Source organism: Micromonospora sp. NBRC 110038, from assembly GCF_020884815.1.
GTDB lineage: Bacteria > Actinomycetota > Actinomycetes > Mycobacteriales > Micromonosporaceae > Micromonospora > Micromonospora haikouensis.
Window position 1 is genome coordinate 201,687 of record NZ_BBOL01000008.1, and the last position, 24,631, is coordinate 226,317.

Sequence of the window (24,631 nt, forward strand, 5' to 3'; positions counted from 1 at the left end):
GGCGACGCGCCGACGTGGTCACGCTGCGCGAGCGCTGCGTATGTGGGTGCAGAGCAAAGCGCTCCGATCGGTGGGTGCCCTCCGATGGCCGCGATGACCAACAAGATCACGCTGCGTGACGACGGGCGGCTGAGGAACGGGCCGCTCCGGCAGCCGAGCGCGTGACCGGCAGGCGGTGGCCAGAGGTCCCCCGTGGGTCGGGCTAGGCCGGGCGGCTGCGCGTGCCGGCCGGCGGCCGGAGCACCGGAACCAGGGCGAGGGCGGGCACCAGGAGCAGCGGCACCAACAGCAGCGCCCGCAGGGTGCCCACGTGATCGCCGAGCAGGCCGAGCAGCGGCGGGCCGCCGAGGAAGGCCGTGTAGCCGATCACCCCGACCACGCTGACCCGGGCCGGCGCCCCGGCCTCCTCGTCGGCGGCGGCGCTGAGCCCCACCGGGAAGCCGAGCGACGCGCCCAGCCCCCACAGTGCGACGCCGACGATGGCCACCGGCCCGCCGCCGGCCAGCACCGCGAGACCGGCACCCACGACGGCGAGCAGGATGGTGCCGAACAGCACCGGCACCCGACCCCAGCGGTCGATCGCCACCGTTCCGGCGGTGCGCCCGATGGTCATGCCGACCACGAACACCCCGAACACGGCGGCGCCGGCCGCCTCGCTGAGCCCGTACCCGTCGACGAAGGCCACGGCCAGCCAGTCGTTGGCGCTGCCCTCGGTGAACGCCATCACCAGCACCAGCAGGCCGATGAGCAGCGTGCGCGGCTCCCGCCAGGCGGCGAGCAGCGACGCGCGCCGGGCCGAGGCGGCGGCCCTCTCCCCGCCGGCCGGCGCGGTGCCTGCGCTGGGGAGGAACGTCCGGACCCCGAGCAGCGTGCCGACCATCACCACCACCGCGAGGACGCTCAGGTGCGCGGCGATGGGCACCCCGACCCGCGCGGCACCGGCGCCGATCCCCGCCCCGGCCACCGACCCGAGGCTCCAGGCCGCGTGGAACCGGGGCAGGATGGTACGCCCCAGCCGCCGCTCGACCGTCGTACCCTCGATGTTCATCGCCACGTCGCAGGTGCCGGCGCCGTAGCCGAAGGCGAACAGGCCGACGGCGGCCCCGGGTAGGAACCCGGCGGCTCCGGCGGACGTGCCGGCGACGGCCAACCCGCCCGAGACCAGCGCGGTGCCGAGGAGCACCGCGCGGGCGGTGCCGAGGCGCTGGGCCACCAGCCCGGCGGTCGGCATGGCCAGCAGCGAGCCCACCGACATCGACAGCAGCAGCAGGCCGAGCCCTCCGGCGCTGAGGTCCAGCGCCTCCCGGGCCGCCGGCACCCGGGCGAACCAGGTGGCGATCGCGAGCCCGTTCAGGGCGAACACGGTCGCCACGCCGTTGCGGGCGGACAGTACCGCGCGTTGCGCGCCGGCCCGACCGGCCTCCGGCTCGGCGGGCGGTGCGTCGGTGCTGCTCACGGCGAGTTCCTCTCGGTTCTACGGGCGTCGACCGCCCATTGGACACCCTGGCGCGACAGCACCGATCATGACCCCCGCCCCTTACCGTCATCCGGACCGACCCACTACCGGAAGGCGGCGGGTGCCGGGGTCACACGGCCGGTAGGCCGAGGGCCTCGTCGACCCGGCCGAGCACGGCGGCGTCGTCGTCCACGCCGACCCCGCGCAGCAGGTCGATCGCGGTGGCCCGCACCTGACCCACGATCATCGCCAGCGGCAGCGGCTGGCCGGAGGCGAAGAGCCGCCCGGCGCCCCGGACCGCGTCCAGCGCGGCGGTCTCGGCGCGGCCGGCGTGCTCGTCGGCGGCGGCATCGCGACCGTCGAGGTCGGCGGCGAACGCCTCCCCGGCCGCCTGCACGGCGTCGGCGAGGCAGCGGACCGCCCCGCCGAGGTCGGCCGGCACGGGGGTCGCCTGCCGGGTGAGGGTCACCCCGGCCCGGGCCAGCACCCGCACGTTGCGCACGGCGTAGTCGATCTGCCCGATGGACGCGTCGACGGTACGCAGCCGGCCCAGGTGCCGACGGCGGCGTACGTGCAGGGTCAGCGCCTCCCCGGCGGCGAGCACCGCGCCGCGCAGCCGCTCCACGGCGGCGTCCATGCCCCGCGCCCGGTCCAGGGCGGCCAGGGCGGCCTGCTCGTCGCGGCCGTCGAGGGCGTCGGCGACCTCGCGCAGCAGCCCGGCGAGATCCTCGAAGGTCTGCCGGAACTCGGCGACCAGCGGGGCGAGCGGGCGGCGGGCGTCGACGAGCTGGCTGGCCACGAGGGCCACCACCCCGCCGATCAGCGCGTCGACGAACCGGAACGGGATCAGCGACTCCGTCGGCGGGGCGACCACCACGAGGTAGAGCGCGGAGACGGCGGCCTGCACCACGGAGACGCTGCTCGCACCGACCGCCACGGCCAGCACGATGGTGAGCAGGATGACCGTGAAGACCGTCCAGCTGGTGCGCGGCCCGAGGGCCTGCACCACGACGTCGGCGACGAGCACCCCGGCGGCGACGCCGAGCACCACCTCCACCGCCCGGCGCATCCGCTGGCCCCGGGCCTGTCCGAGGACGATCAGCGCGGCGGCCGGGGCGAAGAACGGCTGCGGGTGCCCGACCAGCCGGGTGGCCAGCACCCAGGCCACCGTGGCAGCGACCGTCCCCTCCACCACCGGCAGCCAGCCCTGCCGAACCCGCCCGGCGGCCTCCCGGAACCAGCTCCACCGCACCATGGCCGCCTCCCCTGCCCGTCGCACCACCGCCCATGGTGCTCCGGCCCCGCCGCGCGCCCCGACCCGGGCCCGGGTCGGGGCGCGCGGCGGGTCAGGCCACGTGGGTGAGGTGGGCCGTGATCGCGGCGGCGAGGATCTCCGGGCCGGGGCGGGCCCAGAGGTCGGCGTGGAAGACCTCCACCTCGATCGCCCCCCGGTAGCCGGCCGCGTCGACCGCGTCGCGGAACCGGCGCATGTCGATGCAGCCCTCGCCGGGCAGCGCCCGGCCCAGCAGCACGCCCTCCGGCAGCGGGGTGATCCAGTCCGCCACCTGAAACGCGGCGATCCGGTCCCCCGCGCGGGCGATCTGCCGGAACACGGTGTCGTCCCACCACAGGTGGTACGTGTCGACCACCACCCCGACCGCGCCCGGGTCGTACCGCTCGGCGATGTCGAGGGCCTGGCCGAGGGTGGAGATCACGCACCGGTCGGCGCAGAACATCGGGTGCAGCGGCTCGATGGCCAGCCGCACCCCGGCCGACTCGGCGTGCGGCACCAGCTCGCCGATCGCGTCGGCGACCCGCTCGCGGGCGGCGTCGACGTCGCGGCTGCCGGCCGGGAGGCCCCCGGAGACCAGCACCAGCTCGCGGGTGCCGAGGGTGGCGGCCTCCTCGATCGCCCGCAGGTTCTCGTCGCGCCAGCCGTCGGCCGTGAAGAACCCGCCCCGGCACAGCGAGGTGACGGCCAGTCCCGCCTCGCGGACCAGCCGCGCCGCCCGCTCGACGCCGTATTCGCGCACCGGCTCCCGCCAGAGCCCGACGCCCGGCACCCCGGCCGCCACGCAGCCGGCGACCAGTTCCTCCAGGCCCCAACCGGTGGCGGTGGCCTGGTTGAACGAGAACCGGGCCAGCCGACCACCGAACCGGTCGCCCGCCGGCCCGTCCACGGCGGTCGCGGCCGGCCCGTCGGCCGTGCGCGTCGCCGGCCCGCCCGTCGTGGCCAGCTCCGGCCCGTCCACGGCGGTCACTGGGGCACCCCGGCGACCGTGAAGTAGGCCCGGGCCCGCGCGGCGGCCAGCTCGGCGTCGGGCAGCAGCCCGGCCGCGTCGGCCAGGACGAGCAGCCGGGCCAGGTGGGCCGGCGACCGGCCCGCCTGCTGGCCGCCGACCATGGTGAAGTGGTCCTGGTGGCCGGTCAGCCAGGCCAGGAACACGATGCCGGTCTTGTAGTGCCAGGTCGGGGCCGCGAACAGGTGCCGGGCCAGCGGCACGGTCGGGGCGAAGACCTCGTCGTACGTCGTGAGGTCGCCGGCGTCGAGGGCGGCCAGCGCGGCGGCGGCGGCCGGCGCGATGGCGGCGAACACCCCGAGCAGCGCGTCGGAGTGGCCCGCCTCGTCGCCCCGGATCAGCTCCGGATAGTGGAAGTCGTCGCCGGTGTAGAGGCGTACCCCGGCGGGCAGCCGGCGGCGCAGCGCGACCTCCCGGTCGGCGTCGAGCAGGGACACCTTGATCCCGTCGACCTTCCCGGCGTGATCCTTGATCAGGTCCAGCACGGCGTCGGCGGCGAGGTCCAGGTCGGCCGAGCCCCAGTAGCCGGTCAGCGCCGGGTCGAACATGTCGCCGAGCCAGTGCAGCACGACCGGCTGGTCGGAGGCGGCCAACAGGTGGGCGTACACCTGCTGGTAGTCCTCGGGGCCCCGGGCGGCGGCGGCGAGGTGCCGGCTGCACATCAGCACCGGCCGGGCCCCGGCGGAGAGCACCTCGGCGAGCTGCTCGGCGTAGGCGTCGCGGATCTGCGCGATGCTGGCCGGGCCGACGGGGAGCTGGTCGGTGGCGACCCCGGCGACGATCCGGCCGCCGGCCGCGCGGGCCTCGGCGGCGCTGCGCCGGATCAGCTCGCGGGTCGCCGGGTAGTCCAGGCCCATGCCGCGCTGCGCGGTGTCCATGGCCTCGGCGACCCCGAGCCCGTACGACCACAGGTGGCGCCGGAAGGCGAGGGTGCGGTCCCAGTCGACGGCAGCCGGAGCGCCGGGGACGTTCTCGGCGCGCGGGTCGGCCACCACGTGCGCGGCGGCGTACGCGATGCGGGAGGCCGCCGGGGCGGCGGGGCGGGGGAAGCCGCCGCTGCCGGTGAGCCGGTGCCGGGTGCCGTCGGGAAGGACGACGTCGCCACTCATCGGCCCAGCTCCGGGATCTCGAGGCGGCGGTGCTCGCGGGCGGAGCGCAGGCCCAGCTCGGCGAGCTGCACGCCGCGCGCGCCGGCCATGAAGTCCCACGGGAACGGCTCGCCGGCCACCACGTGCCGCAGGAACGCCTCCCACTGCACCTTGAAGCCGTTGTCGAACTCGTCGTTGTCCGGCACCTCGCTCCACTGGGACCGGAAGCTCTCCCCGGAGGGCAGGTCCGGGTTCCACACCGGCTTCGGGGTGACCGAGCGGTGCTGCACGCGACAGTTGCGCAGGCCGGCGACGGCGCTGCCCTCGGTGCCGTCGACCTGGAACTCGACCAGCTCGTCGCGGTGTACCCGGACGGCCCACGACGAGTTGAGCTGGGCGATGATCCCGCCTTCGAGCTCGAAGATGCCGTACGCGGCGTCGTCGGCGGTGGCCGGGTAGGCGCGGCCGGCCTCGTCGACGCGGCGCGGGATGTGGGTGGCGTTGACGCAGGTGACGGCGCGGACCGGAGCGAACAGCTCCTCCAGCACGTAGTGCCAGTGCGGGAACATGTCCATCACGATGCCGCCGCCGTCCTCGGCGCGGTAGTTCCAGGACGGGCGCTGGGCGGGCTGCCAGTCGCCCTCGAAGACCCAGTAGCCGAACTCGCCGCGTACGGAGAGGATGCGGCCGAAGAAGCCGCCGTCGATGAGGCGCTTGAGCTTACGCAGGCCGGGCAGGAACAGCTTGTCCTGCACCACGCCGGTGCGGATGCCGGCGGCGTCGGCGGCGCGGGCCAGCTCGACGGCGGCGGCGCTGTCCTCGGCCAGGGGCTTCTCGGTGTAGATGTGCTTGCCGGCGTCGATGGCCTGGCGGACGGCCTTCTCCCGCTGCTGGGTGAGCTGGGCGTCGAAGTAGACGTCGACGTCGTCGCGGGCGAGGGCGGCGGTGAGGTCGGTCGTCCAGTCGGTGAGCCCGTGCCGCTCGGCGATGTCGCGCAGCCGGCTCTCGTTGCGCCCCACCAGGATCAGCTCGGGCCAGATGCGGGTGCCGTCGGCCAGCGGCACCCCGCCCTCCTCGCGGATGGCGAGCAGCGAACGGACGAGGTGCTGGCGGTAGCCCATCCGGCCGGTGACGCCATTGACGATGATCCCTATCGGCCTACGGCTCATGATTCTCTTCCCTCTCTTCGGGCGGCCGGCACCCGCCCGGCGGGCAGGGACGGCCGTCGCGCCAGGCAAGCGCTTTCCTGGGAGCGTAGGGGGCCGCCGCCCCGCAGGGCAAGGGCTTTCCGTTGCGACTGCGGTAACCTGTCCGCGACCGCGCGGGGTCCGGCCGCGCGGGCGGACCATGAGGGGCGGCGGATGGCGACGCTGGCCGATGTCGCGCGGCGGGCGGGGGTCTCCCCCGCCACGGCGTCACGGGTGATCAACGGCAGCAGCAAGCCGGTCGCCGACGAGCTGCGCGAACGCGTGCTGCGCGCCGTCGCCGACCTGCGGTACGTGCCGAACGCGCACGCCCAACTGCTGGCCCGGCCGCAGCGCAGCGTGGTCGGCGTCGTCGTCCACGACGTCTCCGACCCGTACTTCGCCGAGGTGACCCGGGGCCTGCAACGGGTCGCCACCGAACGGGGCCGCCTGCTGATCATCTGCAACAGCTACCGCGACCCCGTCCGCGAGCTGGAGTACGTGGAGCTGCTGCGCGGCCAGCAGGTGGCCGCGATCGTGCTCGCCGGGTCCGGCTACCACGACGCCGCGTTCACCACGATGCTCAACGAGAAGCTCGCCGCGTACGAGGCGACGGGCGGTCGGGTCGCGGTGATCGGCCGGCACGACCACTTCGGCGACGCAGTGATGCCGGCCAACGCGACCGGCGGCGAGCTGATCGGCCGGGAGCTGCTGCGCCTCGGGCACCGGCGCGTCGGCGTGGTCGCCGGCCCCCGGGTGCTCACCACCATCACCGACCGGCTGACCGGGCTGCGGCGGGCGCTCGCCGAGCAGGGCGTCGAACTGCCCGACGAACGCATCCGGTACGCCGACTTCGACCGCGACGGCGGGGCCCGGGCCACGGCCGAGCTGCTGGACACCAGCCCCGCGCCCACCGCGATCGTGGCGCTGAACGACTCGATGGCCGTCGGGGCGCTCGCCCTGCTGCGGACGCGCGGCGTGCGCGTGCCCGAGGACGTGTCCGTCCTCGGCTTCGACGACATGCCGATCGCCGCCGACGTCACTCCCACGCTGACCACGGTGCGGCTGCCCCTGGTCGAGATGGGGGTGCGGGCGATGGCCCTCGCCCTCGACCCGACCAGCGGGAGCCCTCGCGTCGAGACCCTGCCGGCGGAGCTGGTCCGCCGGGACAGCACCGGCCCGGCCCCGGCCTGACCCGGCCCGGCCCGCCGCGCCCCGGGCGGGGCTCAGGCCGGCCCGCCGCGCCCCGGTCGGCTCAGGCCCGGCCGCCATGTCGGCGACATCGCGCGATCAACTCGCCGGGATACCGCCATGTCGCCGGCATGGAGTCGATCAACCCGCCCCGCCCGGTCAGGGTGGCTGCCTCGGCCGAGGGCCGCCGCCGAGGGCCGCCGCCGAAGGCCGCCGCCGCGCGCCACGCCGGGCGGTCAGGCCGCCCGGTCGCCCCGGGCCAGCTCCGCGAGGCGGTCGATCTGGGCGGGATCGGACAGGGCCGACCCGACCGCCACCACCTTGACGCCGGCCGCCAGGAAGTCGGCCGCGTTGCCGGCGTCGATGCCGCCGGTGGCGACGAAGCGCAGCTCGGGCAGCGGCCCGGCGACGGCCTTGAACCACTGCGGCCCGAGGCTCACCGCCGGGAACGCCTTCAGCCAGGTCAACCCGTGGTCGCGGGCGCGCTGCGCCTCGGTCGGGGTGGCCACCCCGGGCAGGTGCGGGATCCCGTAGGTCAGGGCCACGTCGGCCACCGCGAGGTCGAGCCCGGGCGCGACGGTGAACGCCGCGCCGGCCGACGCGGACTGCCGGACCTGCGCCGGGGTGAACACGGTGCCCGCCCCGACGATCCGGTCCCGCTCCCGCCCCGCCTCCACGGCCGCGCGCAGCGCGGTCACCGCCTCGGGGGTGCGTACCGGCACCTCCACCACGTCGATGCCGAGGTCCCAGGCCCGGTTGGCGAGCCGGACCGTCTCCTGCGGCGGCAGGTCGCGGAGGATCACCATGACCCGCGCGCCAGCGAAGATCGGTGCGAAGTCGTGCGCCGTCACCGGCTGCCCCTTCCGTTTCCGGGGCCGGCCGCGCCGGTCCCCACGTGTGCGCCCCCGTCCTCGGCGACGGCCGTCCCGCCGCCGTCGGCCAGGTCGCCGGCCAGGTCACCACCGCCGGCCAAGCCACCGCCGTCGGCCAAGCCGCCAACCAGGTAGCCGCCGTCAGCGAGGTCACCGCCGTCAGCGGATCCGTCGGCCAGGCCGTCGAGCAGGCCGGCCGCCACCGGGTCGAGCGCCGCCCACCCGTCGGCGGTCAGGGCCACGACCCCGTCGAGGTCCCGCCGCCGAGGCGGGGGCGCGCAGTCGCCGGGCACCGCGAGAGCCCGGACCGCGACGACGTGGCCGCAACGCAGCGCGGCGGCGTGGTCCAGCCCGCGCAGCACGGCGGAGAGGTAGCCGGCGGCGAAGGCGTCCCCCGCCCCGACCGGTTCCACCACCGGCGCGCGCAGCGCCGGCACGAACACCGCCGGCCCGGTGCGCGGCAGCGCCGTCGCGCCGACGGCCCCGTCCTTGACGACCACCGTCGCGGGGCGGGGCAGCAGCCGGCGTACCGCCTGCGGGTCGGCGGTCCCCCACAGCCGCTCGGCCTCGTCCAGCCCGACGAGGACGATGTCGGCCCGGTCGGCGAGGTCGCGCAGCACGTCGGCGGCCCGGTCGGCGGGCCAGAGCCGGGGCCGGTGGTTGACGTCGAAGCTGACCAGCGCGCCGCGCAGCGGCCGGTCGTCGACCGCGTGCGCCACGAGGGCGCGGCAGGACTCCGACAGCACCGGAGTGATGCCGGACAGGTGCAGCAGCCGCGCGCCGGCCAGGCGCGGGTCGTCCAGCGCCCCGGGGCCGAGCCGGGACGCGGCCGAGCCGGCCCGGTAGTAGTGCACGCCGGTGGCCTCCGGCCGGGGGTCCTTGAAGTAGACGCCGGTCGGCGCGTCGGGGTCGAGCGCGACCGAGTCGACGTCGACGCCCCCGCCGGCGACCTCGCGCAGCACCATCCGCCCGAACGGGTCGTCGCCGACCCGGCTGACCCAGGCTACCCGGTGGCCGAGCCCGGCCAGGCCGATGGCCAGGTTGGACTCCGCGCCGCCGACGCCGAGCCGGAGCCGGTCGGCGCGCTCCAGCGGCGCGGCGTCGGTCGGCGACATGACCACCATGGTCTCGCCGACGGTGACCACCTCGGGGCCGGGCCCGCCCGTCACGCCCGTACCGCCGCTTCGGTGGCGGCCAGGGCGGCGGCCGCGTCGCGGTCGAGGACCCCGTCGGCCACGACGACGCCGTGCCGGCCGTGCCGGCTGCCGCCGGCGGGCACCACGGCCGGGGTCTCGAAGGCGAACGCCACGCAGACCCCCGGGTACATCGCCGTCCGCACGAACCACCGGTCGCCGGGCCCCAGGCCCGTGAAGACCAGGGTGTACGCGCCGCCGCCCGGCCCGGTGCCGGTCAAGGCGACCCACGGTTCGGCGCTGCCGTTGACGTGCTCCTCCCCGTCGGCGGAGGCGGTGAAGGCGTGCGGCGGCTCGGCGGCGACCGCCCGCCAGAAGAACCCTCCGTAGCCGGCGCCGCCGGGGCGGCCGTTGGTGGCGGGGCTGCCGAGGGGGACGTCCCGGTCGGCGGGGGCGGTCAGGGCGTACCGCAGGTCCAGCCGCCAGGCGTCGGGGTGGCCGGGCACCGGGGCGGCGGCGAGGCGGCGGCGTTCGGTGAGCAGCACCGCGCCGGCCGGGTCGCGCCACTGGAGCCGGTGGGCCAGCGCGTCGTCGGCGCGTTCGTCCCATCCGGTGTGGACGATCCGGCCGTGGTCGTCGCGCCAGGTGTAGCCGGCGTCGCGCACGTAGGTGCGCCCGCCCCAGAGGTTGGTGCCGGCGACGTCCTGCACGGCCAGGGACGCCCCGAGGTGCCAGACGTGGTCGGCGGGCAGCTCGTCGGTCACCACCGTCCCGCCCAGCGTCCGCACCGGGTGCAGGTAGGGGCGGGGGCCGTGCGTGGCGTCGAGGTCGGGGGCGAGCACGTAGCGGGCCACCTCGACGCCGCCGACGCGCAGCCGGGGGTCGTCGGGGCTGCCGGGGCCCGCGTCGTCGGCGCGGGGGCGGGGGTGCTGGTCGGTCACGAGGGCTCCACGGCGACGGCAGGGCGGCGGGCGACCGCATGCAGGGCGGCGAGAGCGTACCCGGCGAGGATCGGCAGCGCGACCGGGATGACCAGCGCGGTCAGGACGCCGGCCACGCAGCACACGCCGCTGGCCGCCGCCCAGCCGCCCGGCCGGGCCAGGCAGGAGCGGGCGGCGGCGCGGGCCGCGGCCCGCCAGCCCCGCCCGCCGGCCCGCCCGACCTCGACGACGACGAGACCGGCGTATCCGGCCAGGGCCGCCGTGACGACGCCGGTGACCAGCAGCGCGGGCGCCCCGCCGGGGACCCGGCCGGTGGCCAGCGCGGCCAGGTCCGCCCCGAGCATGACCGCGCCGGCCAGCACGGCGAGGGTGACCGGCACGCCGGCCGGCAACCCCCGCACGTACCGGCGCAGCGTGGTCCGGGCGTCGGGCCAGCCGCCGTCGGTGATCCGGTCGTGCACGGCGGCGCTGGCGGTGGCGAGCGCGGCGCCGGCGGTGACCACCGGCAGCGCGCCCACCACCAGCGCGAACCCGACCAGGGCCAGGTCGGCGGCGTCGCGGAGCACGTCCCGCCAGTCGCGGCGGGCCGGCGCGTCCTGCGGCACGGCGCTCATCCCTTGAGGCCGCTGGTGTTGATGCCCTCGACGAGCATCCGCTGGAAGGCCAGGAAGAACAGGAACACCGGCAGCAGGGACAGCACCGACATGGCGAACATCGGGCCGACCGCGCTCTGGCTGGTCGAGTCGATGAACAGGGTCAGCGCCACCGGCACCGTGTAGTCCTCCAGGCTGGACAGGAAGACCAGCTGCCGGAAGAAGTCGTTCCACGTCCAGATGAACGAGAAGATCGCGGTGGTCACCAGCGCGGGGCGGCTCAGCGGCAGGATGACGTGCCGGAAGATGCCGAACGCGCTGGCCCCGTCGATCTTCGCGGCCTCGTCCAGCTCGCGCGGGATGCCCCGCATGAACTGCACCATCAGGAAGACGAAGAACGCCTCGGTCGCCAGGAACTGCGGGATCAGCAGCGGCAGGTACGGCCACTCGCCGCCGACCAGCCCGAGGCTGCGGAACAGGATGTACTGCGGCACGATCAGCACGTGCCCCGGCAGGAGCAGGGTGCCGATCATGATCGCGAACCACATCCCGCGCAGCCGGAACCGCAGGCGGGCGAAAGCGTACGCGGCGAGCAGGCAGGAGACCGCGTTGCCGACGACGGTCAGCAGGCTGACCATCGCGCTGTTGAGGAAGAACCGGCCGAAGCTGAGGTCGAAGTTGGTCCACCCGTCGACGTAGTTGCCGGGGGTGAACTCCTTCGGCAGCAGGCCGATGTTGCTGACGATCTCCTCCTGGCTCTTGACCGAGGTGCCGATCATCCAGAACAGCGGGTAGAGCACGACCACCACGATCGCGATCAGGACGAGCAGGCGGACGGCCTGCCCCCGTCCGGCGCGCGGGCGGCGCGGCCCGGTCACCGGCGGTTCTGCGGTAGCCGTCGTCACCGGTCCTCCCCGTCGGAGTAGTGCACCCAGAACCGTCCGGTGCTGAAGAAGACCGCCGTGATGACGCCGATGGCGATCAGGAAGACCCAGGCCATCGCCGAGGCGTAGCCCATCTCCAGGTCGGTGAAGCCCTTGATGTAGAGGTTCAGCGTGTACATCAGCGTGGAGTCGACCGGGCCGCCGGTGCCGTTGCTGAGCACGAAGGCCGCGGTGAAGCCCTGGAAGCCGTTGATGGTCTCCAGCACCAGGTTGAAGAAGATGACCGGGGAGAGCATCGGCAGGGTGACGGCGCGGAACTGCCGCCACCTGCCGGCCCCGTCCACGGACGCGGCCTCGTACAGCTCGGTCGGCACCTGCTTGAGCCCGGCCAGGAAGATCACCATGGGCGCGCCGAACTGCCAGATGGCGAGCACCATCAGCGTCTCCAGCGCCCAGTCGGGGTCGTTGACCCAGGGCTTGCCCTCGATGCCGAACAGGGCCAGCATCGAGTTGAACGCGCCGTCGCGGTTGAACATGTTGACCCAGACGATGGCCAGCGCGACGCTGCCGCCGAGCAGCGACGGCAGGTAGAACAGGCTGCGGAACAGCCCGACCCCGCGCCAGGCCCGGTTGAGCAGCAGCGCCACGCCGAGCGCGGCGGCCAGCTTCAGCGGCACCGCCACCAGGGCGAAGGTCAGGGTGACGCGCACCGCGTGCCAGTACGAGGGATCGCTGGTGAACATCCGCTCGTAGTTGGCGAAGCCCACCCACTCGACCTCCGAGAAGGGGGTGAGGATGTCGTAGTTGGTGAAGCTGAGGTAGAGGGACAAGAGCATGGGAATCGCCGTGATGGCCATCAGTCCGATGAGCCAGGGCGAGAGGAAGACGTACCCCGCGAGACCTTCGCTTTGCCGGATCCGCCCGGCCACGCCGTGGGGGGCGTGGGCGCGGGCGGATCCGGTGCCGCGTCGGGTCGGGTCGGGCACCGTGGTCAGGGCCACGAGCCGGCTCCTTTCCGAGCGTGTGCGGCGGTTCAGGCGATGGCGGACTTGCAGGCGTCCATGAACAGGGCCGCCGCGGCGGCCGGGGCGAGCCGGCCGTACTGCGCCTCCTCGGCCGCCTTGATCAGCTCGGCGCGGACCTTGCTGTGGCCCTTGATCGGCACCTGCGGCGACTGGCCGAACTTCTGGGCCAGCTCGGTCTCCACCGCGATCGACTGCTTCATCGCGGGGTCGGTGGTGTCGTCGCTGACGACGCGGCGCAGGTCCAGGTTGGACGGCAGCCCCCGGTCGGTGCCGAGGATCTTGACGGCCTCCGGGTCGTTGGCGAGGAAGTTGAGCACGTCGACGGCGACGTCCTTGTGCTTGCTGCCCTTGAACACCGACCAGTACATGGAGGCGCGGGCCCACTGGGCGCTCGGGTCACCCGGGTAGGCGACGACGCCCAGCTCGTCCTTGGTGTTCTTCTTCAGCTCCGGCATCTGGTTGACCCAGACCCAGGAGGTGCCGGCCTTGCCGGTGACCACGAGCTGCTTGGTGATGTCGGTGGCGTTGCCCTCGTGGATCACGTCCGGGGTCGGGGTCGCGCCGCGGTCCCGGGCGCCCTTCCACAGCTCGAACCACCTGGTGACGTCCTCGACGGTGAAGCCGAGCTCCGTGCCCTTGTACATGTCCTTGCCCTGCTGGCGCAGCCACACCCAGAACGCCTTGTAGTCGGCGCTGGGGTCCATGGTGCCGGGGACCTTGGTCTTCTTCGTCACCTGCTCGGCCCAGGCGATGTGCTCCTCCCAGGTCATGCCGGTGGTCGGCTCCGGGAGGCCGTTCTTGGTGAGCAGGGTCTTGTTGTAGACCAGGCCCTGGGTGTTCTCACCGGCGGCCAGGCCGGCGAGCTTGCCGTCGACCACGCCGTACTGCCAGAGGCTCTTGGGGAACTTCGACACGTCGAGCTTGCCGGAGTCGGAGTAGCTGGTCAGGTCGAGCGTGGTGTTGCGGGCCGCGTACTCGGCGAGGTAGTTGTCGTCGATCTGGAAGATGTCCGGCGGGTTGCCGCCGGCGGTGAGGGTGGCCAGCTTGTCGAAGTAGCCCTGGTTGGCCTGCCAGGTCTTCTCGAACGTGACGTTCGGGTTCTTCTTGGTGTAGAGGGCGAGGGCGTCCTCGGTCAGCTTGGCGCGGGCCTCGCCGCCCCACCAGAAGATGGAGAGCTTGACCTTGCCGTCGTCGCCGGCGGAGTCGTCGTCACCGCAGGCGGCGGCGCCGAGGACCAGCGGCGCGGCCACGGCGAGGGCGACGAGCCCGCGCAGCAGCCGACGGCGGGGAGTACGGTGGGAACGCCCGGCGGGTGCGCCGGCGGTGGGGGGCGTGGCGGGGTGCATGTGCGCTCACTCCTTGGCGTTAGGAGGCGACAGCGCCACCGGTGGCCGCCCTCGGGCGGCCCGGGTCCGCAGGGCGATGCGGATCCGGGCCGACACGGGCGGCACCGGGGCTACCGGCCCCTGAAGCGGGTCCGGTGGAGTCGCGGATGACCAACTCGGTCTGGAGCATTACCTGTGCGGTGGTGCGACGGGCGCCGACTGCCGTGCCCCTGCCGACGCCCCGCGGTCCCCGCGGCGCGTCGGTGTCCTGTTGCAGCAGCATGTCGACGGCCGTCCGGCCGGCGGCCGCGGTAGGCGTGGCCACCGTCGTCAACTTGGGCCGGGTGAGCCGGCTCAGGGCGATGTCGTCGATGCCGACGACGCTGACGTCCTGCGGCACCCGGACGCCGAGGGCGTCGAGGCCCTCGATCAGCCCGATCGCCATCAGGTCGTTGTAGGCGAGCACGGCGGTGACGCCGCTGCGCTGGACGTGTTCGGCCAGCGCGAGGCCCCCGTGCTCGGTGGGCGGGTTGGGCCCGAGGACGGTCAGCTCGGCGCCGCCGGCCCGGGCCGCAGCGCCGGCCGCGCGGCGGATCTCCCGGCTGGTCCACGAGCCGCGCGGCCCGCTGAGCAGGCCGATCGCGGTGTGGCCGAGGCCGACGAGGTGCTCGATCGCCGAGCGGGCGCCCTGACCGACGTCCATCACCACGCAGGGCAGGCCGGTCACCTGGCGGTTTATCACCACCAGCGGGACCTCGCGGCTGAGCTGCTCGATGAGGCTGTTGCTCATCCGGGGGCTGCACAGCAGCACCCCGTCGACCTGCTTGGCCAGGGCGTGGACCAGCTCCTCCTCGGCCATCGGGTCCTCGTTGGTGTCCGCGACGAAGATGTGGTAATCGCGGTGCCGGGCCTGCCCCTCCGCCGCCTTGATCAGGGGCGGGAAGAACGGGTTGGCGATGTCGGCGATGATCAGCCCGATGTTGTGGGTGCGACCGGTGATCAGGGCCCGCGCGGCGCGGTTGGGCCGGTAGCCCAGGTCCTCCGCGCAGGCCAGCACCCGGACCCGGGTCTCCGGGTTGACCAGGTGTGGCGCGGAGAACGTGCGGGATACCGTCGAGATGTGCACGCCGGAGGCCCGCGCGACGTCCCTGATGGTGACTGGCACGGCGGCCCTTTCGTCCGGTGTGGCTGCGGTCACGTGGGTGCCGCCAATTAATGCAAACGGTTGCTCCAGTGTCAACGCTCGGAGATTACGACCAGGTTTCGAACGGGCACGCGCCATGCGTTCGTATGGTGCAAAAGTAGGGCGAAGCACGCTGATTTTGTTTCCGTCGTTGACGCGCCGCGATCGATCGTGGTTTCTTCACTGCAAACCTTTGCAGCGAGCCAGGAGGCCCCGCGATGTCTTCGAGAACCGGTGGACGGACCCGTCACGCGGTGGTGGGCACCGGCGCCCGGGCCGAGATGTTCGTCCGGGCGCTGGTGCGCGACCACGCCGACACCGCCGAGCTGGTCGCGTTCGCCGACGTCAACCAGGCCCGCATGGACGCGCACAACCGGTGGCTGGGCGAGCTGGGCCACGCGCCGGTGCCGACGTACCGCGCCGACGAGTTCGCCGCGATGCTGGCCAAGGAGCGGGTCGACACGGTGCTGGTCACCACCGTCGACGCCACCCACGACGAGTACATCGTCGCGGCCCTGCACGCCGGCTGCGACGTGGTCTCGGAGAAGCCGATGACCGTCGACGCGCCGCGCTGCCGGCGCATCCTGGACGCGGTCGCCGAGACCGGCCGGCACGTCACCGTCGCGTTCAACTACCGCTACAACCCCCTGCACGAGCAGCTGCGCCGGCTGCTCGCCGACGGCGCGGTCGGCGAGATCGGGTCGGTGCACTTCGAGTGGCTGCTCGACGTGCGCCACGGCGCGGACTACTTCCGGCGTTGGCACCGCGACAAGGCCAACTCCGGCGGGCTGATGGTGCACAAGGCCAGCCACCACTTCGACCTGGTCAACTGGTGGCTCGACGCCACCCCGGTCGAGGTCTACGCCGCCGGCCGGCTGTTCTTCTACGGCGACGCCGGCCGCCGGCACGGCTACGCCCGCGACTACGCCCGCGCGCACGACGCCCCGGCCGCCGCCGACGACCCGTTCGCGCTGCGGATGGCCGAGCACCCCCGGCTGCGCGAGCTGTACCTCGACGCCGAGGCCGAGGACGGTTACCACCGCGACCAGAACGTCTTCGCCCCCGGCGTCACCATCGAGGACGACATGGCCGTGCTGGCCCGCTACTCCACGGGCGCGACGATGACCTACCACCTCACCGCGTACGCCCCCTGGGAGGGTTACCGGGTGATGGTCAACGGCAGCCGGGGCCGCCTCGAACTGGAGGTCGTGGAGAGCGAGTTCGTCAGCCCGCAGGCCGCCGGCGCGCTCAAGGGCGCAGCGCTGCACGGCACCGAGGCCGCCGCCGAGGGCGGCTCGGCCACGCTCACGCTGCGCCCCTACTGGCAGCCGCCGCAGCGCATCGAGGTCGAGGGCTACACCCGGCAGGGCCACGGCGGCGCGGACGCCCGGATGACGCAGGTGCTCTTCGGCGGCGCGACGGACCCGCTGCACCGGGCGGCCACCGCCCGCGACGGCGCCCTCGCGCTGCTCACCGGCCTGGCCGCCAACCGGTCCTTCGAGACCGGCCAGGCCGTCCGGGTGGCCGACCTGCTCTCCCTGCCCTGACCGACCGTGCCCGGGGTGCGCCGCCTCAGCGGCCCGCCCCGCCGGGGCCGGCCGGCGCTGCCCGGCCCCGCCGGCCCGCCCCCGCACCATCGACCGCATCCGAGGAGCCATCCGACGTGCCGACCACCTCCCGACCCGACCTGCTCCTCCCCGCCGACCCGGGCCTGCGCGCGCTGGCCCGGCAGCTGTACGCGCTGGCGGCGGAGCAACCGATCATCTCCCCGCACGGGCACGTCGACCCGGCCCTGCTGGCCGAGGACCGTCCCTTCCCGGACCCGTCCCGGCTGATCATCGTGCCCGACCACTACCTGACCCGGATGCTGCTCAGCCAGGGCGTGCCCCCGGCCGAGCTGGGCGTCCCCACGGTGGACGGCAGCCCGGTGGAGACCGACGGCAGGAAGATCTGGCGGCGCTTCGTCGACGGCTGGCACCTGTTCCGGGGCACCCCGTCGCGGCTGTGGCTGGAGCAGACCCTCACCGAGGTCTTCGGGGTCGACACCCCCCTGTCGCCCGCCACCGCCGACGCCGTGTACGACCAGGTCGCGGCCCGCCTCGCCGAGCCCGAGTTCCGGCCCCGCGCGCTGTTCGACCGGTTCAACATCGAGGTGCTGGCCACCACCGAGTCGCCCCTGGACGACCTGGCCCAGCACGCGAAGCTCGCCGCCGACGGCTGGGGCGGCCCCGGCGGCAAGGTGGTCACCACCTTCCGCCCGGACAACGTGGTCGACATGGAGTTCGACAACTGGGCCGGCAACGTCGAGCGGCTCGGCGCGGTCGCCGGGGAGGACACCGGCACGTACGCCGGCTTCCTGGCCGCCCTGCGGCGGCGCCGGGAGGCGTTCATCGCCGCCGGCGCGACCTGCTCCGACCACGGCCACCCGACCGCGCAGACCCTGGACCTCGACGCGCGGGAGGCCGCGGCGCTGTACGAGCGGGGCCTGCGCGGCACGGCCGACGCCGCCGACGCGGAGGCGTTCCGGGCGCACATGCTGCTGGAGTTCGCCCGGATGTCGCTCGACGACGGCCTGGTGATGCAGCTGCACCCCGGCTCGGTGCGCAACCACAACCGCTGGCTGTACGCCCGGCACGGCCGCGACGTCGGCGGGGACATCCCGCAGGCCACCGAGTACCTGCACGCGCTCACCCCGCTGCTGGACGCCCACGGCAACGACCCCCGGCTGCGGGTGGTGGTCTACACCCTCGACGAGTACACCTTCACCCGGGAGCTGGCCCCCCTCGCCGGCGGCTACGCGGCCCTCTACCTGGGCGCGCCCTGGTGGTTCCTGGACTCCCCCGAGGTGCTGCGCCGGTTCCGGGAGGCGGTCACCGAGACCGCCGGCTTCTACAACACGGCCGGGTTCGTCGACGACACCCGGGCGTTCTGTTCCATCCCGGTGCGCCACGACGTGGCCCGCCGCGTCGACGCCGGCTTCCTCGCCCGGCTGGTCGCCGAACACCGGCTGACCGAGGACGAGGCCGCGGAAACCATCGTCGACCTCGCCTACCGCCTGCCCAAGAGGGTCTACAAGATCGGGGAACAGCTGTGAGTGTCAGGATCACCTCCGTCGACGTGCACGACGTGCGCTTCCCGACCGCGGCGGCCGGCGACGGCTCGGACGCGATCAACAAGGGCGACTACTCGGCGACGTACGTCGAGCTGGGCACCGACGCCGGGGTGGTCGGCGCGGGCTTCACCTTCACCAACGGGCGGGGCAACGAGATCACCTGCGCCGCCGTGCGGGCCCTGGCCCACCACGTGCGGGGCCGCACGATCGAGGAGATCGTCGCCGAGCCGGTGAAGTTCTGGCGCTCGCTCAGCGCCGACGTGCAGCTGCGCTGGCTGGGCCCGGAGAAGGGCGTCATCCACATGGCCACCGGCGCGCTGGTCAACGCCGTGTGGGACCTGCGGGCCAAGCTCGCCGGCAAGCCGATGTGGCGGTTCCTCGCCGAGCTGCCCACCGAGGAGCTCGTGGCCAGCATCGACTTCCACCACATCACCGACGCCCTCACCCCCGACGAGGCGGCCACCATCCTCGACAAGGGATTGACCGGATGGGACGAACGGCTCGCGGTGCTAGAGCAGAGTGGCTTTCCCTCGTACACCACGTCGGTCGGGTGGCTGGGCTATCCCGACGAGAAGGTCCGGGCGCTGACCCGCGAGGCGTACGCGGCGGGCTGGCGGGCGATGAAGATGAAGGTGGGCGGCCCACCGGCCGACGACCTGCGCCGGGCGCGGATCATCCGCGCCGAGATCGGCCCGGACGCGCTGCTGATGATGGACGCCAACCAGGTGTGGGACGTCGACGAGGCGATCACCAACATGACGGCGCTGGCGGAGGTCGACCCGTACTGGATCGAGGAGCCGACGCACGCCGACGACATCCTCGGCCACGCCCGGATCGCCCGCGCGGTGACCGAGCTGACCGGCGGCCGGTGCCGGGTGGCCACCGGCGAGGTGGCCGCCAACCGGGTGATCTTCAAGCAGTTGCTCCAGGCCGAGGCGATCGGCGTCATGCAGATCGACGCCTGCCGCGTCGGCGGGGTCAACGAGGTGCTCTCGGAGATCGTCATGGCGGCGAAGTTCGGCGTGCCGATCTGCCCGCACGCCGGCGGCGTCGGCCTCTGCGAGTACGTCCAGCACCTGGCCATCTTCGACTTCCTGCGCGTCGGCACCAGCCTCGACGGCCGGATGGTCGAGTACGTCGACCACCTGCACGAGCACTTCGTCGACCCGGTCCGCACCCGCGACGGGCGCTACCTGCTGCCCGCCGCGCCCGGCTACAGCGCCACCATGCGTCCCGAGTCGATCGCCGAGTTCCGCTTCCCGGACGGCCCGGCATGGCGGTGACCGTGGGCGCGTCCCGCCTCGGGCTGGCCGCGCTGCGCCGGCTGCCCGAGGCCAGCCGACCGCTGCTGCGCCCCGGCACCGTGCCGGCCGGCATCGTGCACCTGGGCCTCGGCGCGTTCCACCGCGCCCACCAGGCCGTCTACACGGAGGAGGCGGTCGGCGCGGCCGGCGGCGACTGGGGCATCGTCGGCGTCGCCCCACGCAGCACCGACCTCGTCGAGACGCTCGCCGCGCAGGACAACCTGTTCAGCGTGACCACCCTGTCCGGCGAGGGCGACAGCACCCGGGTGATCGGGGCCCTGGCCGGGGTCCGGCACGCGGCGAGCGACCCGAACGCGGTGGTCGCGCTGCTGGCCGACCCGGCCATCCGGGTGGTCACCCTGACCGTCACGGAGAAGGCGTACCAGCTCGACCCGGTGACCGGGCGGCTGAGTCCCGACGCGGCGCTCGCCGCCGACCTGGCCGGCGACGCGCCGCCGACGACGGTGCCCGGCCTGCTGGTGCGCGGGCTGGCCGCCCGGGCGGCGGCCGACGCCGGGCCGGTCGCGCTGGTCAGCTGCGACAACCTGCCCGCCAACGGCGCCCGGCTGCGCGGCCTGGTCGAGCAGGCGCTGGCCCGCTCCGGCGCGTCCGACCGGGTGCTGTCCTGGGTGTCCGAGCAGGTCACGTTCCCCGGCACGATGGTGGACCGGATCGTGCCGGCCAGCACGGCGCAGACCCTCGCCGCGGCCCGCGACGCGCTGGGCTTCGCCGACCTGGCGGCCGTGGCCGCCGAGCCGTACCGCCAGTGGGTGATCGAGGACGACTTCCCGGGCGGTCGGCCGGCGTGGGAGGTGGCCGGCGCGGTGCTCACCGACGACGCCGGGCAGTGGGAGCGGGTGAAGCTGCGCGGCCTCAACGGGCTGCACTCGGCCACCGCCTACCTGGGCGCCCTCGCCGGGCGGGAGACCGTCGCCGACGCGCTGGGCGTGCCCGGGCTGACCGGGGTGCTGCGCCGGCTGGTCGCCGAGGAGGTGGCGGTCAGCTTCACCCCGCCGGACGGGGTGTCGATGGTCGCGTACGGCGACGAGGTGCTGGCGCGGTTCGCCAACCCGGCGATCCGCCACCGCACGCTCCAGATCGCCATGGACGGCTCGCAGAAGCTGCCCCAGCGGGTGCTGCACACCATCGTGGACCTGCGCGCGGCGGGCCGGTCGGCCCGCTGGTCGGCGCTGGTGGTCGCCGCGTGGATGCGGTTCGTGTGCGGGACCGCCGACGACGGCACGGCGCTGCCGCTGGCCGACCCGCTCGCCGAACGGATCACCGGCGCGCTGGCCACCACGGGCGGCACCCCGGCCGGGGTGGTCGAGGCGCTGTTCGGGCTGCGGGAGGTCTTTCCCGCCGAGGTGGCCGGCGACGACGAGGTCCGCGCAGACGTCACCGACTGGCTGACCGCCCTGCACCGGCACGGGGTCACGGCGACCCTCGCGGGGGCGGCATGAGCGCGGGGGCGACCGGCGCGCCGCCCCGGGTGGCGGTCATCGGCGCGAACGGGCACGGCCGCTGGCACCGCCGGGTGATCGCGCCGCTGCACGACGCCGGCCGGGTGCGCCTGGTCGCGCTTGTCGACGTACGCCCGATCGAGCCGGAGCCGGCGGCACCACTGCCGGCCGACGCGGAGGTCTTCACCGACCACGCCCAGATGCTCGCAGTGGCCAGGCCGGACGTGGTGGTGGTCTGCACCCCGCCGCACACCCACCTGCCGATCGCCCGGGACGTGCTGGCCGCCGGGGCGGACGTGCTGCTGGAGAAGCCGCCGGTGCTGTCGATGGCCGAGCACCGGCTGCTGGCCGCCGCCCTGGCCGAGACGGGCCGGGCCTGCCAGGTCGGCTTCCAGGCCCTCGGCTCGGCGGCGCTGGCCGAGCTGACGGCGGCGGTGACGGCGGGGCGGCTCGGCACCGTCACCGGCATCGCCACGGTGGCCGCCTGGCAGCGCTCGGACGGCTACTACGCGCGGGCCCCCTGGGCGGGCCGGCGCACGCTGCACGGCCGGCCGGTGCTCGACGGGGCGCTGGCCAACCCACTCGCCCACGCCGTGATGCAGTGCCTCGCCGTGGCCGAGGCCGTCACCGGCACGCCGGTGCGGCCGGCGACGATCGAGCTGGAGCGCTACCGGGTGCGCCCCATCGAGGTGGACGACACGGCGGCCCTGCGGGTCGTGCCGCGCTCCGGGCCGCCGATCGTGGCGGCGGTGACCCTGGCCGGCGAGGACTTCGTCGCCGGGGAGGTGATCGTGACGGGCTCGGCCGGGCGGGCGGTGCTGGAGTATCCGACGGACCGGCTGCTGCTGCCCGGCGACGACGCGCCCCGCGAGGTGCCGGGGCGGCGCGGCCTGCTGGAGAACCTGCTGGCGCACCGTGCCGACCCGGCCGGGACGCCGCTGATCGCCCCGCTGGCCCGCACGGCGCCGTTCACGGCCGTGCTGGAGGCGGTCCAGGCCGCGCCCGAGCCGACGCTGCTCGGCGGCGACCTGGTGACCGCTACCGGCCGAGGGCCGGACCGGGTGCTGACCGTGCGCGGCGTCAACGCGGCGCTGCGGGAGGCGGCCGGGTCCGGGGCGCTGCTGTCGGAGCTGGGCGTGCCGTGGGCGGTGCCGCCGGTGCGCACCGAGCTGACGAGGGAGGAGGACGCCTGAGGCGGGCCCGGTGCCGGGCCAGTGAAAACGCACTGCAAACGACGGGCGACTGCCGCACCCGCAAATCGGGCGCAACCACCGCGTTCGCGACCGCGATCGGTCGGGCAAATGCCGCCTGTCACGATTTGATGCAACATAGCTGCATATAGAAATCATTGACTCACTTGAGTGATTTTCCTTACGGTCAGTCGTACCGGCATTTCGTACCCGTTACGGAATCCGCCGCACCGACAGACCCCTTCGGAGAGTCCTCATGCGCCACCGCTTTCCCGGGGCGGCCCTGGTCGCCCTGTCCCTGCTGGTCACACCGGGCGCGGCGGCGGCCGCGCCCGCCGACGCCGCCGGCCCGGTGCCCCGACCCGTCGAACGGTTCGCCCGCCAGACGCTGCCCGCCGGCGACGGCTGGGCGGCCGACGGCGTCGGCACCACCGGCGGCTCGGCCGCCGCCGCCGACCAGGTCCACCTCGTACGCACCCGCGCCGAGCTGGTCGACGCCCTCGGCGGCGACAACGCCACCAACCGCACCAACGCCACGCCCAAGGTGATCGTCGTCGACGGCGTGATCGACGGCTTCGAGGCCGCCGACGGCAGCCTGCTCGGCTGCGCCGACCTGGCCGACCCGGAGTACTCGCAGGCGGCCTACCTGGCCGCGTACGACCCAACCGTCTGGGGCATGGTGCCCCCGACCGGGCCGCTGGAGGCCGCGCGGGTGCGCTCGGTGGCCAACCAGACGAAGCAGACCCAGATCAACGTCGGCCCGAACACCACCATCGTGGGGCTGCGCGGGGCGACGCTCACCGGGCTGACCCTGATGATCGACACCGCGAACAACGTGATCCTGCGGAACCTGACCTTCGACGACGCCCGGGACTGCTTCCCGGCCTGGTCGCCGACCGACGGCGCGACCGGCAACTGGAACTCCCAGTACGACCAGGTCTCGGTGCGCCGCAGCGAACACGTCTGGGTCGACCACAACACGTTCACCGACGGCGACAACCCCGACAGCGCGCAGCCGGTGTACTTCGGCCGCCCCTACCAGGTGCACGACGGCTCCCTGGACATCACCCACACCGCCAGCCTGGTCACCGCCTCGTACAACCGGTTCGTCGGCCGGGACAAGCTCATGCTGATCGGCTCGTCGAACACCGTCGGCCCGGACGTCGGCCGGCTCAAGGTGACCCTGCACCACAACATGTTCGACCGGGTGCTGCAGCGGCTGCCGCGCGTCCGGTTCGGCCAGGTCGACGTCTACAACAACTGGTACCGGCTCTCCGGCGAGGGCTTCGAGTACGCCGTCGGCGTCGGGGTGCAGTCCGCCGCGTACGTGGAGAACAACCACTTCACCCTCGGCGCGGGCATCGCCGCCGAGGACCTGCTCTACGACTGGGGTGGCACCGCCGTCACCACCCGCGGCAACTGGGTGCGCGCCGACGGCGACCGGGCCCGCCCGGTCGACCTGGTGGCCGCGTACAACGCGACCCACGACCCCGACCTGGGCACCGACGCCGGTTGGACGCCGGCCCTGCGGCACGGTCAGGTGCTGCCCGCGCCGCTGGTCCCGCTGGTGGTCGGCGCGCTCGCCGGCGCGAACCGCCTGCCGCTGTGAAAGGAGGGGTCCCTTGTTGACGCATACGGTAGAGAAGGGTCCCCTTCTCACCTGACTCGGCGTGCCGGGGCGGGGGCCCCCTCTCTCCCCCGTCCCGGCACGTCGACCCCCCGATCACGGCGCGCAGGGGTCAGCCCCGGCGCGCCGGACCGGTCCGGCGGGCCGCCCGGTGGTGCCGCCACAGCCGCACCGCCACCACCACCACGATCACGGCCAGCACCGCCTCCCCGCCGAGGCCGAGACGACGCTCCAGCAGCCGGTACGAGGCGCCTGCGAGGAACCCGAGCACCGCGACCGTGACCGACCAGAGCATCCCGCCGGCCACGTTGGCCAGGGTGAACGTGGCCTGCGGCATCCCGCTGAGGCCGGCGATGCCCGGCACGAGGGCCCTCAGCGCCGCCGCCCAGCGGCCGATCACCACGGCGAGCGCGCCCCGGCGGCGCACCAGGTCGAGCGCGCGCCGCAGCTCGCCCGAGCGGACGAACCGCCGGGGCGTACGCGCCAGCAGCCGGCGGCCGTAGCGGCGGCCGACCAGGTAGCCGGCCTGGTCGCCCAGCGCCGCCCCCGCCACCGCAGCCACGATCACGGCCCACAGCGGCAGCCGGCCGGAGTGCGCCACCGCCCCGCCGACCAGCACGGCGATCTCCCCCGGCACGAACAGCCCGAGGAACGTCGACGCCTCCAGCGCGGGCAGCAGGAAGACCAGGGCGAGCACCAGCGCGGGCGGCAACGCCACCAGCACCGCCAACACCCGGTCCACCCGATCATTCTGCCCGGCCGG

At 74.6% G+C, this 24,631-nt stretch carries 21 protein-coding genes; 7 read left to right on the forward strand and 14 right to left on the reverse strand.

Going from position 1 to position 24,631, the window contains the following annotated elements; all coding sequences use genetic code 11:
* Positions 1–202: 202 nt before the first annotated feature.
* From LPU61_RS24995 to LPU61_RS25015, 5 genes are all read right to left on the reverse strand, one after another.
* A complete protein-coding gene (locus tag LPU61_RS24995; protein ID WP_043963409.1) occupies positions 203–1,456 on the reverse strand; it encodes an MFS transporter in 1,254 nt (417 codons plus the stop codon).
* Positions 1,457–1,586: 130 nt separating this feature from the next.
* On the reverse strand, positions 1,587–2,735 hold the full coding sequence (locus tag LPU61_RS25000; RefSeq protein WP_229406334.1) for an aromatic acid exporter family protein: 1,149 nt from the start codon (positions 2,733–2,735) through the stop codon (positions 1,587–1,589).
* A 67-nt stretch (positions 2,736–2,802) separates the two neighbouring features.
* On the reverse strand, positions 2,803–3,600 hold the full coding sequence (locus tag LPU61_RS25005) for a sugar phosphate isomerase/epimerase (protein ID WP_229406395.1): 798 nt from the start codon (positions 3,598–3,600) through the stop codon (positions 2,803–2,805).
* A 113-nt stretch (positions 3,601–3,713) separates the two neighbouring features.
* Complete coding sequence (locus LPU61_RS25010) at positions 3,714–4,865, reverse strand: dihydrodipicolinate synthase family protein (RefSeq protein WP_052503803.1); 1,152 nt, start codon at positions 4,863–4,865, stop codon at positions 3,714–3,716.
* On the reverse strand, positions 4,862–6,013 hold the full coding sequence (locus LPU61_RS25015; RefSeq protein WP_043963407.1) for a Gfo/Idh/MocA family protein: 1,152 nt from the start codon (positions 6,011–6,013) through the stop codon (positions 4,862–4,864). Before LPU61_RS25015 ends, LPU61_RS25010 begins: the two co-directional genes overlap by 4 nt.
* A 192-nt stretch (positions 6,014–6,205) precedes the next feature.
* On the opposite strand from LPU61_RS25015, the gene LPU61_RS25020 reads away from it, so the two are divergent.
* A complete protein-coding gene (locus LPU61_RS25020; protein WP_043963406.1) occupies positions 6,206–7,222 on the forward strand; it encodes a LacI family DNA-binding transcriptional regulator in 1,017 nt (338 codons plus the stop codon).
* A 233-nt stretch (positions 7,223–7,455) separates the two neighbouring features.
* On the opposite strand, the gene LPU61_RS25025 is transcribed toward LPU61_RS25020, so the two are convergent.
* The 8 genes from LPU61_RS25025 to LPU61_RS25060 all read right to left on the reverse strand — a co-directional run bounded on the left by LPU61_RS25025 (position 7,456) and on the right by LPU61_RS25060 (position 15,157).
* Positions 7,456–8,070, reverse strand: coding sequence for a bifunctional 4-hydroxy-2-oxoglutarate aldolase/2-dehydro-3-deoxy-phosphogluconate aldolase (locus LPU61_RS25025; protein ID WP_176734152.1), 615 nt, complete (start codon positions 8,068–8,070; stop codon positions 7,456–7,458).
* Entirely contained in the window at positions 8,067–9,260 is a 1,194-nt protein-coding gene (locus tag LPU61_RS25030; protein WP_229406335.1) for a sugar kinase, read from the reverse strand. The genes LPU61_RS25025 and LPU61_RS25030 overlap by 4 nt, the downstream gene beginning before the upstream one ends.
* Entirely contained in the window at positions 9,257–10,165 is a 909-nt protein-coding gene (locus LPU61_RS25035; RefSeq protein ID WP_229406336.1) for a PmoA family protein, read from the reverse strand. The genes LPU61_RS25030 and LPU61_RS25035 overlap by 4 nt, the downstream gene beginning before the upstream one ends.
* On the reverse strand, positions 10,162–10,779 hold the full coding sequence (locus LPU61_RS25040) for a hypothetical protein (protein WP_229406337.1): 618 nt from the start codon (positions 10,777–10,779) through the stop codon (positions 10,162–10,164). The genes LPU61_RS25035 and LPU61_RS25040 overlap by 4 nt, the downstream gene beginning before the upstream one ends.
* The gene (locus tag LPU61_RS25045; protein WP_228986886.1) at positions 10,776–11,537 is read right to left on the reverse strand and encodes a carbohydrate ABC transporter permease; all 762 of its coding nucleotides are present in this window, start codon (positions 11,535–11,537) and stop codon (positions 10,776–10,778) included. The genes LPU61_RS25040 and LPU61_RS25045 overlap by 4 nt, the downstream gene beginning before the upstream one ends.
* A 122-nt stretch (positions 11,538–11,659) precedes the next feature.
* Positions 11,660–12,643 carry a carbohydrate ABC transporter permease gene (locus tag LPU61_RS25050; protein ID WP_043963403.1) on the reverse strand — a complete coding sequence of 328 codons (984 nt, stop codon included), beginning with the start codon at positions 12,641–12,643 and terminating at the stop codon, positions 11,660–11,662.
* A gap of 32 nt (positions 12,644–12,675) precedes the next feature.
* Positions 12,676–14,013 (reverse strand): ABC transporter substrate-binding protein, encoded by a 1,338-nt coding sequence (locus tag LPU61_RS25055; RefSeq protein ID WP_043963402.1) that lies wholly within the window; start codon positions 14,011–14,013, stop codon positions 12,676–12,678.
* A gap of 19 nt (positions 14,014–14,032) precedes the next feature.
* Positions 14,033–15,157, reverse strand: coding sequence for a LacI family DNA-binding transcriptional regulator (locus LPU61_RS25060; protein ID WP_043963401.1), 1,125 nt, complete (start codon positions 15,155–15,157; stop codon positions 14,033–14,035).
* A 236-nt stretch (positions 15,158–15,393) separates the two neighbouring features.
* Between LPU61_RS25060 and LPU61_RS25065 the strand changes: the two genes are divergently transcribed.
* From LPU61_RS25065 to LPU61_RS25090, 6 genes are all read left to right on the forward strand, one after another.
* Positions 15,394–16,722, forward strand: coding sequence for a Gfo/Idh/MocA family protein (locus LPU61_RS25065; RefSeq protein WP_043963399.1), 1,329 nt, complete (start codon positions 15,394–15,396; stop codon positions 16,720–16,722).
* Between the two features lie 116 nt (positions 16,723–16,838).
* Positions 16,839–18,269, forward strand: coding sequence for a glucuronate isomerase (uxaC, locus tag LPU61_RS25070; RefSeq protein ID WP_077937786.1), 1,431 nt, complete (start codon positions 16,839–16,841; stop codon positions 18,267–18,269).
* Complete coding sequence (locus LPU61_RS25075) at positions 18,266–19,570, forward strand: enolase C-terminal domain-like protein (RefSeq protein WP_043963397.1); 1,305 nt, start codon at positions 18,266–18,268, stop codon at positions 19,568–19,570. Before uxaC ends, LPU61_RS25075 begins: the two co-directional genes overlap by 4 nt.
* On the forward strand, positions 19,561–21,051 hold the full coding sequence (locus tag LPU61_RS25080; protein ID WP_229406338.1) for a mannitol dehydrogenase family protein: 1,491 nt from the start codon (positions 19,561–19,563) through the stop codon (positions 21,049–21,051). The genes LPU61_RS25075 and LPU61_RS25080 overlap by 10 nt, the downstream gene beginning before the upstream one ends.
* Positions 21,048–22,244 carry a Gfo/Idh/MocA family protein gene (locus LPU61_RS25085; RefSeq protein WP_229406339.1) on the forward strand — a complete coding sequence of 399 codons (1,197 nt, stop codon included), beginning with the start codon at positions 21,048–21,050 and terminating at the stop codon, positions 22,242–22,244. The genes LPU61_RS25080 and LPU61_RS25085 overlap by 4 nt, the downstream gene beginning before the upstream one ends.
* Before the next feature lie 253 nt (positions 22,245–22,497).
* Positions 22,498–23,850, forward strand: a complete 1,353-nt coding sequence (locus LPU61_RS25090; RefSeq protein WP_229406340.1) for a polysaccharide lyase family 1 protein — start codon at positions 22,498–22,500, stop codon at positions 23,848–23,850.
* Positions 23,851–23,980: 130 nt separating this feature from the next.
* Here LPU61_RS25090 and LPU61_RS25095 read toward each other — a convergent pair whose 3' ends face one another.
* Positions 23,981–24,610, reverse strand: a complete 630-nt coding sequence (locus LPU61_RS25095) for a DedA family protein (protein WP_305071998.1) — start codon at positions 24,608–24,610, stop codon at positions 23,981–23,983.
* Positions 24,611–24,631: the final 21 nt, after the last annotated feature.